Source organism: Shewanella sp. CG12_big_fil_rev_8_21_14_0_65_47_15, assembly GCF_002783505.1.
Taxonomy (GTDB): domain Bacteria; phylum Pseudomonadota; class Gammaproteobacteria; order Enterobacterales; family Shewanellaceae; genus Shewanella.
On record NZ_PFGL01000045.1, the window covers coordinates 24,302 to 37,522 of the forward strand.

Below are 13,221 nucleotides of genomic sequence, written 5' to 3' on the forward strand. Positions count from 1 at the left end.
AGCGATTAGCCTTGTTTACGACGACCAAAGGCAAAAGGTAGCAATAACAAGCTTAACCAACCTAATGAACCACCATCATCTTTCTTAGTGGGTGTTTCAGTCACGGACACAGACACGACACTTGAATCCTTGTTGCCATGGTTGTCCGCTACAGTGAGTTGGAAAGACACGGTCTGAGCAGTACCACTCACTTCTGGTGCCACGAGATTAAGCTTGGCTGCATTCGCGTCAAAGTTGAAGCTCGCGCCGCCTAACTGAGTCCATTTGTAGGTCAATGGGTCATTGTTGGCATCGGATGACTTACTCGCATCGATAAACAGTGGTTTACCTTCTTGAACAGACACAGGTGCTTCAATCACTGCCACTGGCGCGACTTCTGGCACATCGAATTGATATTCTTGCTTCAAGGTTTCAGCCGAGTCGTTGTTCACTTTGTTAGTTAAAGTCACAAGGTTGTCTTGGCTTGCCTTACGCGGCACTAAGTCAAACGTGACATCTTGCGCCACTGCACCAGAAACCATCTCGATAGTCCAAGTGATCTTATTGCCCACTTGTGTACCTTGATGGCTGATATTAGCCACTTCGTGACCTTCTGGTAATAACGCCTCTAAGGTGTAAACGCGGGTTTCTTGCGTTTTGTTCGCTTCGATACGGGTCTTCATCACTTTAGCGGCGCCTGGCATTAACTCGCCAGAAACCGTGCTACCTAGAGGGGGTAAAACATCATCACTGACACGCTCAAATATTACCGGAACTTTAACTGGAGCGACTTTGTCATCAGTCGTGGTCAGAGTCAGCATAGCCAAGCCTGCATCGCCCACTAACATCGCTTGTTTCCATGCTAAGTTGACGTTGAAATCTTTATGGTCACCGGTAAGAGTTGCTGTTAAGTTATCACCCGCCTCATCGTATAAGGTCACTTGTTTTAAACTAAAGGCATCATCCGCATCGGCTGCAGATGCCTGATAGTTTTGTATCACGACAATATACTCACCCTTCACTGGGTCCTTAATAGACACACTTTCCTTTGAACCACCAAATGCAGAAGATGCCGCTATAGAAAGTGGACTACCATCTTTCTTATCGAGTATCACAAACATGTCTAAGTCAGGAGAGGTGGTATTACCGATTGATGCATTGAAATATAACGCTTTATCTTCAACGTTAAAGCTAAATACTTTCACACCATCGGCCAAATCATCAAATGCACTATCGGTATTTGAATCCTGTTTCACACTGGATTCATAAGTTGCGCTTAAATTAAGTGCAGTCACTGTCGCCGCAACACCCGGTAGATCGATCGCTTTCAAGTGCGCCAAATTGCGTTCATCGGCATCACGTGAGGCTGATACATTGACAACCTTTGGTAAATCGCGTTTAGCAATCTTAGCCACGATCGGCATGTTAGCCGTTGGGAAGGCTTCAGAAGCTAATACCAAGTTACCAAAGCCCCAACTTGCACCGACGTCAGTCACATCCGCAGTCACTGTAATAGTTTGACTCTCACCTTTTTTCAGGTTGAAGCTTTCTGGCGTCACAGTTAACGCGAACTTATCCGTTACGGAAACACCTTTTGCAGTCCAGCTACCGTCAGCCGTTGCAGTGACAGTACGTGTCCAAGTACAAGTATTGATACAACGTGAATCAGCCATACTTGGAATGTTTAGCTTACGTGGATCGCCACCTGTTGTAGGGTTAGCAATCTCGTAGTTTAAGGCACTTTCATCCATCACTAAGCCAGATTTTGCCGCTAAATCCACACGAATACGGCCTGCGCCTACGTCAAACGGATCTGCAACGGTTTTACCATCGGCTTTTTTCATGGCTTGAGCTGTCGTTGCCGTCATCATTAGCGCAGAACGAATATTATCTGGAGTCCAATCCTTATGCAGCGATTTAAGTAACGCGCCAGCACCGGCAACGTGAGGACTCGCCATTGAAGTACCTGACATTAAAGTAAAATCAGCAGGATCTGTCCCTGTTTCATCATGGCCGAATTGTTGATCCGAATAAGCAGCGTAGATATCACTGCCCGGTGCAGCAACATAAGGTACGAGTACATCGTTAGTTAAGTTAGGCCCGATCAATGAACTGCCAGCCAAGACGTCGGCTTCTTTGCTGGCAACCTTAGGGGTTGGAGATAGTGTGATTTCAAGCGCAGGATTTGCCGCCATAGCGCCAATCAGTTCTAAGCCATCGATATCGCCAATAAATACCGCGGGAATATCCAATTTCTCTAGCCCTGACATAGTCAGACGCGCATTATTTTCACCATCTCTATTGAAAACAATCACTCCCTTAGCGCCAGCAGCCATCGCCGCAGACACTTTAATTTCAAATGAGCAAGTACCACGTCTTAAAACGGCGATCTTGTCCTTAAAGGCATCGGCGGCAAATGGTTTACAGGCTTCAAAATTGGTCGCATCAATTGCGCCAGCATAAACAGGAATACCTTTGAGCACTTCAGTTTGAACTGGGCCAGAACCTGCAGTGTAGTTGTAGTTTTTACCATTAAATTCAACGGCACGTACTATGTCACGGTTATGAGTAGAGTTAGCGACCGAAGTATACCAAGGCGCATTTTTAGGTGTAGAGTAAGGCGTTTGATTAATTGCAGGACTCGTGTTTGTCGCGGCACGTGTGTTCCCCGCAGCCACAGCAGCAAAAATACCCGCATTACGCGCAGCTAAGAAACCTTGTTCTGTTGCGCTATTCCACGGATTTCCACCACCACTGATCGAAAAGTTGATCACATCGACACCATCTTTGATGGCATCGTCTAACGCTTTCAAAATAGGTGCCGTCGGGCAACCAGAATAAGTGTCACCCGCATTGCCTGGATTACAAATTTGATAGGCAATAATGTTTGCGTGTGGTGCAACACCTGAGATTTGCGCAAATTCAAGGCCCGTCGCAATACCATCGCTTTCTAACTTACCTGTTTCACCTTGCACATAAGGCACATTCACTAAAATGTTACCCGCTGCAGTACTGGCGACGTGCGAACCGTGTCCGCCGTAATCCTCACCATTTTTAGCCGGAGGGGTATCACCATACACTTTTACATCATCAAAGTTATTGGTGATTTCTGGATAGCTGTGAACACCAATTAATTTGTCATTACACATACCGACGAAATCAGTTTTACAGTCGCCAATATAGATACCTTGACCTAGTGGGTTAGTGTGGTCATAGCCATCTTGGCCAACATCAGCAAATGAAGCATGGTCAGAGTTAATACCTGAGTCGATAATACCGACAATCACACCTTCACCCATGGCTTTAGTGCCTGTTGCGCTGCCATCCCATACATTTGGCGAACCGATAAGCCCTTGGCTGACATCGGTTTCCATTTGCTCCATGCGCTCGCGCTCAACAAATACGACCTCAGGTAACTCAGCTATTTTCTTCGCTTGAGCTTGAGTCATACGAACCGCCACACCGTTTAATGCATACTGATATGTCGCTAATGGCTGCAGATTAGTGCCAATAGCCGCACTCGCGTTAGCTAAAAATCGGTTCTGTTTTACTTTCAAATAACTAACATAACTTTTAACTTCTGGCCTAGAAGCATCGAGTTTACCATTCACAACGACTTTTGAAGTGCCATTTGCCTGCACTCTCTGTGAGCTAGTCGCTTTCAGCCCAGGGATCGTTCCTTGATAATTAGCCACAGAACTGTCACGTAAACGAACGATATAAGTATATTCACCCTCACCTAAATCCACTTCTGGTACGAATTTAACTTCAGCTCCGGCAGCATTACCGCGTAATGACATTGCTTGTAGTTCACTTGGAATATCTAACTGAAGTGTTTCACCCGTGGGTGATAAAACTGTTTGCGCATTTGCCGCCGACGATAACAGCGCCATAGACACTGCTAGTGCTATTTTAGTTTTCATTGTGACTTCCCTAATTCTTATAAGTTGTATGATTTATAAAACTCAGGTTGGAAGCATGAAAACACTGCAACAACCAAGAACGTCACCTGTAACTGACATTTTTTATGAATAACCATTCAATTTACTGTGATGATGTTCACTGAGTTTTATCGCGACAACTTGTAACACGCACAGATGCAAATTAAAATATCAAATTAACAGAACGTGACCCAGTAAATAACAGGCCGAATTCTATTTTCATTAAAAAATAAGGCAATTATTTAATTAACTGAAAGATTTGCAAATTATAATCACAATGAAAATCCACAAAAATAATCAACTAAAAAATCAACTAGTTAAATAAAATAACGAACAATTTAAACACCGAATAAGTGTAAACATAAACAGAACGAATCACAGTAAAAACATTATTCCCACATACAAAACCAGTTACAAAATAAACACCAAACCCCACAATATCAACACTTACGCAACCAAAGGTTGATTTACATAAAACACATCTAAGGATGATGACTTTACAGAACGCCACCATTATTAACAGAGAATAACTTATGCATTAATATTATTAGTTCTGAATAAAAAGCTCATGCTCAATAACAAAGTTACAGTATGAGGGTCTGAATATTTACCACAAAAAAACCCTTCCAATATAAATTGAAAGGGCTTGTGAGCATCAATATCGTTAAAACACAAATATCATTATGGAAAAATGTTAATTTGCCCTCACCGCTTTCATCAACACTTCGGTCGTAAATTTACCGTTGTTAATCACAGGGAAACGATCATAGGTTTGGAAGATCACTTGGTCTTTAAACTTGATCATAGCGACAACACCATACTGAATGCTTTTATCAATGGATTGGGCCGGCAAAGAAAACTTAAATGGCACGGGAGCACGGGCAATATTGAATGTCTTTTGCGCCACAATCACGCCGGGCGTATTCAAATCAATAATGGCAATGGTAATTTCACAGCCCTGTGGCAAGAGAATTTTCTCTAAATAACCCGCCGCCCCATTGATGATAACCGGCGGTTCCGGCTCTACTGTCACACAACCATTCACGAATAAAGCCAGTAGCAAAAATACGATAAACGATTTAATTTTCATCAACATATTAATTTCCTTTTACCATTCGAATAAGGCCTTCTTGGGTAGAAGAAGCCACCAATTCCCCCTGTTGATTAAAAAATTGCCCCCTGACATAACCGCGGCCACCACTGGCATTGGGACTATCGATGCTGTAGAGCAACCATTCTCCCATATTGATAGGACGATGGAACCACATCGCATGATCGATCGTCGCCATCCTCACCCCTGGGCTTAAAAATGAAACCCCATGGGGCTGGGCGGCTGTCACTAAGAAATTGAAATCAGAGGCATAAGCCAGTAGGTATTCATGGATATGCGCGTCACTCGGCATTGGGCCATTTGCCCTAAGCCAAACATAGCGATAGGGCTCAGTTTCTTTGGGCGCGAAGGGATGAAGCGGGTTCACTAAGCGCATTTCAATGGGGGCATCGGCCATAAATTTTTCAAGCATCTTGGCTGACACCTTATCCCGCATTGTCATCGCCAGCTCCTGCTGGTTTAACAAGCCCTCAGGCCCAGGAACTTGTGGCATAGTGGCTTGATGGCTAAAGCCGTCCTCTGGCTCTTGGAAGGAGCAGGTCATATGGAAAATGGGCCGCCCCTTTTGAATCGCGCTCACGCGCCTAGCACTAAAACTGCCGCCATCGCGCATATTTTCCACTTCATACACTATGGGCAATTTCTCATCCCCGGCCCGTAAAAAATACGAATGCAAAGAATGCACTTTGCGCTCCACGGGCACGGTCTGCTTTGCCGCACTTAAGGCTTGCCCCATGACTTGACCACCAAATACATGTCCAAAGCCCAGATCTTGGCTCTGACCACGAAATAGCCCAATTTCAATTTGCTCAAGGGATAGTAATGATAGAAGATCGTCTAATACCTGACTCATGGGATCCTGCTGAATAATTAGCAAATAATGCTAAAGAGTAACCCAGTTCGACTAGGGCTGACCAGTATTGAGTTCATTACGCTGCAACTCACCCTAAACCGTTAACCCGTGGCATCCCATTGGGTCTTAGTCGATTTTAATATGATGCTCCAGGGCGCTCTGTTTTGACCATGCCAGCACTTTATCCTCCCCACTAGAGTGTAAATTCACGGGAAACGCTTGATAAAGCTCGGGCCAATATTGCATCAGTTTATCGGGCGTGCATAAGCCCTCACTAAAATACATAGGCTGAAATTCGGCAAACATACCATGGCTGACACTGCCGGCCCCCGCCAAAATATGTTGGCCATTGGGCGCCGATGGACTCACTAAAAATGCCGTTGTCGCCGTTAACGTCTCAAAGGAAAATAGCGGCTGAATAGCGTTGGCTAAGTGCCTTGTCGTCATGGCCGTTACCGCTTGAGGACAAAGGCTATTGACGCGAATATTGTACTGTTCACCTTCAAGTGAAAGGCTATTGACTATGCCAACTAACGCCATTTTAGCCGCGCTAAACCCCACTTGATGCAGGTCCCCAAACAACGCAGAAGCGCCGGTGGTCATCATAATGCGGCCATATTCCTGCGCCTTCATCAAGGGCCATACCGCTTGGGTTAAATAAAAACTGCCATTCACATCCACATCAAACTGACGCTGCCACATTGCCGGGGTGATATGCTCGAACTGACACTCACCATAAATACCCGCGTTATTGATCAAGATATCGATGCGATGCCAGCGTGTAACAACATCAGCCACCATAGCGTTCACCTCAGCCTGCCGACTCACATCTAAGGTATATGAAAGGCAATCACAACCCAGTTTTATAATATTGTCATAGGTTTGGGTTAGATTCGCATTGCAGTTATCCGATATTGGCCGGTCAATCAATACCACCCTTGCACCCCGCTCAGCCAGCATAATGGCATAGGCTCGACCAAGACCTGAGCCCGCCCCCGTGATCAATGCCACTTTGTTATCGAAACGCATCCTAAGGTATCCTTATTGGTATGATGCTAAGCTCGTATAGCCCTGCACCCTAGCGCGCTTAGCCACAACTGCATGACATTCCAAGCAAACCCATCCATATGTCGCTATAAAAACACAGACATTGATGCTTTTCTTTGAACTTGACGACAAATCTCAACCCACAGAGATAAACATATGTGCGCCAATTCAAACTCTCTCACATGCGTTTATTAGATAGTGCTCACTTTCGGATTAAATCTTGTTATGCTATGACACTGTTCAATACCCATTTCTTTTCCTTAATAACGACTGGATACCATGAATCCTTGGATTTTAGCCATAAGACCCCGCACCTTACCTGCGGCTATTGGTCCCCTATTAATCGGTAATATTCTTGCCTTACACCTTGAGCGTTTCAGTTGGTTAATCGCCGCTATATCTATGTTGTGTGCGATTTTATTGCAGATAGCGGTCAATCTTGCCAACGACTACTTTGATTTTAAAAATGGCATAGATACCGCCGAACGTATCGGCCCGGTGCGCGTCAGTCAAAGTGGCATGATCCCGCCGAACAGAGTGCGTAATGCCATGGTATTTTGCCTGCTAATGGCGCTAGCTGTAGGCTCTTATTTGATTTGGCATGGTGGCTGGCCTATCGCTATTCTGGCCGCGGCCGCTATTTTAGGTGCTCTGGGTTACAGTGGTGGTCCCTATCCACTCGCCTCCCATGGTTTAGGTGAAGTCGCCGCCTTTATCTTTTTCGGCTTAGTTGCCGTGGTGGGCAGCTATTATCTGCAGGCAGGAGATACCACTATCAATGCATGGTTACTTGGCTGCGCGATTGGGCTATTTAATGCCGCGATTATGTTGGTCAACAATACCCGAGACATTCGTACCGACATCCAGGCGGGCAAACATACCCTAGCGGTGAGAATTGGAGAAGCTCAGGCTAAAGTGCTTTACCAAGCCTTAATTTACTTGCCCTTTGGCTTAGTGATCGCCGGCTTTTTATTGGGAATTTTACCGGGGTTACCTGTGTTACTCGCGGGGTTATCTTTACTTATCGCCCGTAAGCTTAGCAGCGATTTCTATGCCGTCTCGGGCGAGGCGCTCAATCCGCTACTCGGACGCACCGCCAAACTCACGATGATTTTCAGCACCCTCTTCAGTGTGGGTTTAGTCTTTACTGCGTAACCATTAAATCCGTCGAAAGTAAAAAGGTGCGTATTTTTTGATACGCACCTTTTTATTTGTTTAAGCCAATAACGGACGTTTCCTGCCCATTATTGCCAGAGATAGCCCGATATCGCGGTGTTAAATAACACGCCGCTAAATTGATGTTTTGCTTGAGATGAATGGAACTGACCCGCCCCAAAACACACATGCAAAGGCAATAAATGCTCTTCCCTTGGATGACTAAAACGCGCCTCTGGTGCCGATTGCCAATGCATTAACTGCGACTTGGCATCACTTTGTTCTACTGTCAGCACCTGAGTTAACCAATCATCAAATGCTTGGCTACGGGGTAACACCTTAGGATCGCTTGAGAAAAATGCCCGCATATTGTGAAACGACATTCCCGACCCCACAATCAACACCCCTTGTTCCCGTAGGGACGCAAGCGCCTCACCGATAGCAATATGAGCGTTAGGATCGAGGTGTTGTACTAATGACATTTGCACCACAGGGATATTGGCTTCTGGGTACATCAATGTAAGTGGCACAAAGGTGCCGTGGTCAAAGGCACGCTGATCATCGAGTTTTACCGCAATTCCATTTGCCGTTAATAAGCTAGCGATCTTCTCGGCCAATGCAGGCTCGCCGGACGCGGGATAACTGAGTTGATAAGCCTCAGGAGGAAACCCATAATAGTCGAATAACATGCCGGGATGGGGGTGGCTCGACAATGTTACCTGCGCTTCTTCCCAGTGAGCGGTGATCAATACAATGGCCTTAGGCGTTGGAATGTTTACTGCGACAGAGGATAAAAATGCCCGTAATTCATGGTGATTGGTATCATTGAGTAGTGGTAAAGGCCCGCCACCATGGGGGACAAATAATACCGGCATCAGGCTGTCATTCGCGTGCGTCATAGTCACTATCTCTTGATAAAACTCTTGGTTGTCACTGATTAACCTTGGGGTTATTCGGAGCCCAGGTTAGAAAATCGCTTTCATATCCATCAATTGACGTTGAAAGCGCATTAACCTCTCGACGCTTTCGTCTAATTTGATGGTTAAAAACAACAGGGCTGATAAAAATAATGCAGGCAGCGCGCTAAAGGTAGTTTCATAGTTAAAGTGGTAATAAATCGCGCCCATCATCACCGACAGCAATGCCGCTGCCGACAATACTCGATATTCACGCCAACCTATGCCAATGGCGCCCAAGACTTCGATAACGCCAATAAAGTAACCAAAGCCAGTCGGTAAGTTCATCAAGGTAAAAGGCACATGGAAAAATGGCACACTGAGCAACTTGCCCATACCCGAAAACAAAAACACTATGCTCATCGCCAGCGTCACCGCAACCGCTGCACGGTTTAAGGTCTTTGCACAGACAAAGAGTTGTTGAGGATCGGTATCGACAGCGTTTTGCCCCCCATCACCTTTCGCTAAACATAACTGATTTATCGCCATACATTTACCCCATGACTATCAAAGTTCTACACGCAATTTGTACGTTAACGACTCACAAAATTACGCACCAAAGCACACAGTAGCAGTACTCGCATTTAGGCCACTGTCATCCCCACTTCGGGCAGATGGCAGGATTATGCGCCAGCAAAAAATAAATAAATATGGAATAATATCTAACATCTCCTAAAATAATTCTTTATTTGTTTAGGGATTTTACCGTGACCTTAGAGCAGCTATTGATGTTTAATACTGTCGCCCTCGCCGGTTCACTCAAAGCGGCCAGTGACAAGTTACACAAAACGCAGCCCGCGATCAGCCAGAGCATTAAACAGCTTGAATCCCAATTAGATGTAGTCCTGTTCGATCGCCAAGGCTATCGGCTAGCGCTAACACCCGAAGGACATAAACTCCTGCAATACGCCCAGCGCGTACTCAACGAAGCGCAGGAGATGCGTCAAGTTGCCAAACATTTAGCCAAAGGTAATGAAGCCAGCATCACCTTAGCCTTTGAGGCCTCCTTTAATCTTGCCCGCATCTTGCCTATTCTCGAGCGGACACAAAATGAGTTTCCACATACACAAATCATTCTTAAACAAGAGTATTTAACGGGTGCACTCGAAGCCTTAAATCGAGGTAAAGCCGACATTGCGATTTCCGCCGGCGGCATTGAGCCCATACGCTCAAGCCATTTTGAGCTGGGCTATTTATTTTCGGGCGGTCTGCTAGATGTCGCCTCACCCCGTTTACTCGGCCGTTATCCCAACTTAGGTCATGTACGGGAGTTAGTGAACGAATACCAAATTGTTATTCAAGATACAGGAACGGGAACCGCCAATATTGAATTTGGGGTTCAGGCGGGGCAACGCCGTTGGTATGTCAATGATTTTTATACTAAGAAAATGCTCATTCAGAGTGGTATGGGCTGGGGAAAACTACCTCACTATCTGGTTGAAGACGCTCTCGCCGATGGAAGCTTACAACCGCTTGAACTGCGGGAAAGACAAAACCTGATCCAACTCGATTACTATGTGATGCGGCTCCCCCACTCACCCTTAGGCCCCGTCGCGCAGGCGCTGTGGGAAAATTTAGTGCAGCTTGCGGCTACACAAATATAGCAACCAATCAACAAGAACTAGGTAATATTTTGTACTTTAAAATCAGTAACTAATCTCATCTACTAAGCAATAACAGCAATCTTTGCAGGCTTAAGCCTGTTCACTTGTCAGGTTGGTAGCAGATTAATGACTGAGCAGACTTATCCACTCCTGGGGATTCGCCAAAATAAATTGATACACGCAACCATCCACAAGGGTAATTTTTATCGCGTCCGAAGTGACAGGTAAAATGCCACCCCCCTTGCCCCAACATTGCTCAACCTTAGCAATATCGCTTCTTTCAAACTCGTATGGACCAAGCCCCAATGCTTTATTGTAGGGTGAAAAACGGATTAGTTTTTTAGTCACAATCAGCTTTCCATCTGCCCGTGCCACACCATTTTGGCTTGTCGCGACAGCAGATTTTATGGGATTTTCTTGCACATTATCACTCCGTTGAATTTGCCTTTAAGATCTACGTTTGGCGAAAGTTAGCATAAAACATCAATTAACTTCGCGCAAAATCTATAGTCCTACAATAAGAAAAGGGCCTTTCGGCCCTTTTCTTCATAAGTTGATTTATTCGGCGTTAAAGCTTTGTTAAAGTGCGCTCTTTTGCACTCCAATCTAAGTGATATTTTTCACCCGCTGGTGCATCGATACGCTCAAAGGTATGGGCGCCGAAAAAATCCCGCTGACCTTGAAGCAAGTTCGCGGGTAAGGTTTCGCAGCGGTAACTGTCGTAATAGGCTAGTGCTGAGCTAATACAAGGCGCAGGAATACCCTGCATCACCGCGGTTGCAACCGCGGTACGCCATTGACCTTGCTTTCCAGATAGGGCCGTTGCAAAGCTGTCCGCCATCAACAGATTGCTAAGATCAGCATTGTCTTCATAGGCTTGGGTAATGGATTGCAAAAAAGTCGCCCGAATAATACAACCCGCGCGCCAAATTTTTGCAATTTGCGCAAAGTCTAACTGCCATTTTTGCTCATGGGCCGTCATCGCCATTAACTGGAAACCTTGGGCGTAACAACACACTTTGGCACAATATAAGGCGCTTTCGAGGGCTGCAATCAATAGCGTTTTTTGCGCATCATCGATAACAGGTGCATTTGGCCCAGCTAATTTGTGACTGAGTTGCAACCGTAAAGATTTTTGAGTGCTCACCGCCCGAGCATATACAGCCTCGGCAATAGTCGGTGCAGGGCAACCTATTTGTAAACTGCTCACCGCGGTCCATAAACCCGTTCCCTTTTGGCCCGCTTTATCTAAGATCATTTCCACCAACGGTTTACCCGTTAATGGATCGGCCTGTTTTAAGACCTCACTACTGATCCCCATGAGGTAACTGTTTAAACTGCCCTTATTCCAGCGTTCAAACACCTCGCCCACTTCTGCAGCGCTCATGCCTAAACCGTTATGCAATATTTGATACGCTTCGCAAATCAACTGCATATCGGCGTATTCGATACCGTTATGTACCATCTTCACATAGTGCCCAGCGCCCGCAGGACCAATATATGTCGTGCATGGCTCACCCTCGGTCACCGGGTTTCCTTGCTCGAAACGCTCTATGGGTAAACCTGTGCTGCCATCGACTTTAGCGGCAATCGCTTTCCAAATAGGTGCAACATGGTGCCACGCATCAATATTGCCGCTAGGCATTAAAGATGGACCAAAACGCGCGCCGACTTCCCCCCCCGAAACCGCGGAGCTGAAGAAAATAAACTGATCTTGGTAGCGCGCTTCACGTTCAACGGTATCGGTCCATAGGCTGTTACCCGTATCAATGACGATATCGTCAACTTCAATGCCCGCCGAAATCAAGGCACTACAGACACCGTCAACGGGAGCGCCAGCGGGCACAGAAAGCACAAGAATACGGGGTTTTGTGAGGCTGGCTAACATTTCGGTAAGATTAGCACAGCCCAAAATACGAGGTTCGAGTCCGATACGTTCTTGTTTTTCCTGCTGTAAAACTGCATTAACTTTAACAGGATCGAGATCGAATGCGCTGACGTGATATTGATTATCTGCGATGTTTAGCGCGAGGTTTTTACCCATAACGCCAAGGCCAATGACGCCGATATCACTAAGATTGCTGTGGTTTTGCATTATATAATTTCCACGGGTCACAGAGGTTAGAACTAACCAATTTTGAGATGCAATTATACCGACTTTTGTAACTTAATTACCATAGACATAGGATTGGCAATGTCGATTGTATTGAAAGAGCCAATCACTTAACGCCGAAAAAAGTTAACTAGTGAGCCAGTTTAAGCCCTAAAACACCCAGTAATATCAGTAGCAAACTGGCGATTTTAAGTAAGCTAACGCCTTCTCCTAACAGGATAATTCCCGCAATAGCCGTGCCCATGGCGCCAATGCCGACCCACACGCCATAGGCCGTACCTATAGGTAGCTGCTTAACCGCGAGTCCGAGTAACAACACACTCACGGCCATCGACGCCACTGTAAAGATACTTGGCCACAAACGCGTGAAACCTTCGGTATATTTAAGCCCAATAGCCCAACCAATTTCAAAAAGTCCAGCAAGTATTAATAAAAACCAGCTCATAGCGAACTCCCATTAAA

The 13,221-nt window shown here is 45.7% G+C and carries 11 protein-coding genes; 2 read left to right on the forward strand and 9 right to left on the reverse strand.

Annotated elements, in window-relative coordinates:
- Positions 1–5: 5 nt before the first annotated feature.
- The 4 genes from COW15_RS12485 to COW15_RS12500 form a co-directional block, all read right to left on the reverse strand.
- Entirely contained in the window at positions 6–3,902 is a 3,897-nt protein-coding gene (locus COW15_RS12485; RefSeq protein WP_293632867.1) for a S8 family serine peptidase, read from the reverse strand.
- Positions 3,903–4,614: 712 nt separating this feature from the next.
- Complete coding sequence (locus tag COW15_RS12490; RefSeq protein ID WP_293632868.1) at positions 4,615–5,016, reverse strand: YbaY family lipoprotein; 402 nt, start codon at positions 5,014–5,016, stop codon at positions 4,615–4,617.
- Position 5,017: 1 nt separating this feature from the next.
- A complete protein-coding gene (tesB, locus tag COW15_RS12495; protein WP_293632869.1) occupies positions 5,018–5,884 on the reverse strand; it encodes an acyl-CoA thioesterase II in 867 nt (288 codons plus the stop codon).
- 126 nt (positions 5,885–6,010) lie between these two features.
- Complete coding sequence (locus COW15_RS12500) at positions 6,011–6,913, reverse strand: SDR family oxidoreductase (RefSeq protein WP_293632870.1); 903 nt, start codon at positions 6,911–6,913, stop codon at positions 6,011–6,013.
- Positions 6,914–7,210: 297 nt separating this feature from the next.
- Between COW15_RS12500 and COW15_RS12505 the strand changes: the two genes are divergently transcribed.
- Entirely contained in the window at positions 7,211–8,086 is an 876-nt protein-coding gene (locus tag COW15_RS12505; protein ID WP_293632871.1) for a 1,4-dihydroxy-2-naphthoate polyprenyltransferase, read from the forward strand.
- Between the two features lie 89 nt (positions 8,087–8,175).
- On the opposite strand, the gene COW15_RS12510 is transcribed toward COW15_RS12505, so the two are convergent.
- Positions 8,176–8,985 carry a class III extradiol ring-cleavage dioxygenase gene (locus tag COW15_RS12510; protein ID WP_293632872.1) on the reverse strand — a complete coding sequence of 270 codons (810 nt, stop codon included), beginning with the start codon at positions 8,983–8,985 and terminating at the stop codon, positions 8,176–8,178.
- 66 nt (positions 8,986–9,051) lie between these two features.
- Positions 9,052–9,531: a DoxX family protein gene (locus COW15_RS12515; RefSeq protein ID WP_293632873.1), complete on the reverse strand. Its 480-nt coding sequence runs from the start codon at positions 9,529–9,531 to the stop codon at positions 9,052–9,054.
- Positions 9,532–9,749: 218 nt separating this feature from the next.
- Here COW15_RS12515 and COW15_RS12520 point away from each other — a divergent pair, with 218 nt between their 5' ends.
- On the forward strand, positions 9,750–10,646 hold the full coding sequence (locus COW15_RS12520) for a LysR family transcriptional regulator (RefSeq protein ID WP_293632874.1): 897 nt from the start codon (positions 9,750–9,752) through the stop codon (positions 10,644–10,646).
- Positions 10,647–10,769: 123 nt separating this feature from the next.
- Here the strand turns inward: COW15_RS12520 and COW15_RS12525 are convergent, their stop codons facing one another.
- The 3 genes from COW15_RS12525 to sugE form a co-directional block, all read right to left on the reverse strand.
- Entirely contained in the window at positions 10,770–11,069 is a 300-nt protein-coding gene (locus COW15_RS12525; RefSeq protein ID WP_293632875.1) for a hypothetical protein, read from the reverse strand.
- Positions 11,070–11,214: 145 nt separating this feature from the next.
- Positions 11,215–12,741 (reverse strand): NADP-dependent phosphogluconate dehydrogenase, encoded by a 1,527-nt coding sequence (gene gndA, locus COW15_RS12530; RefSeq protein ID WP_293632876.1) that lies wholly within the window; start codon positions 12,739–12,741, stop codon positions 11,215–11,217.
- A gap of 148 nt (positions 12,742–12,889) precedes the next feature.
- Positions 12,890–13,204 carry a quaternary ammonium compound efflux SMR transporter SugE gene (sugE, locus tag COW15_RS12535; protein ID WP_293632877.1) on the reverse strand — a complete coding sequence of 105 codons (315 nt, stop codon included), beginning with the start codon at positions 13,202–13,204 and terminating at the stop codon, positions 12,890–12,892.
- Between the last annotated feature and the right edge of the window lie 17 nt (positions 13,205–13,221).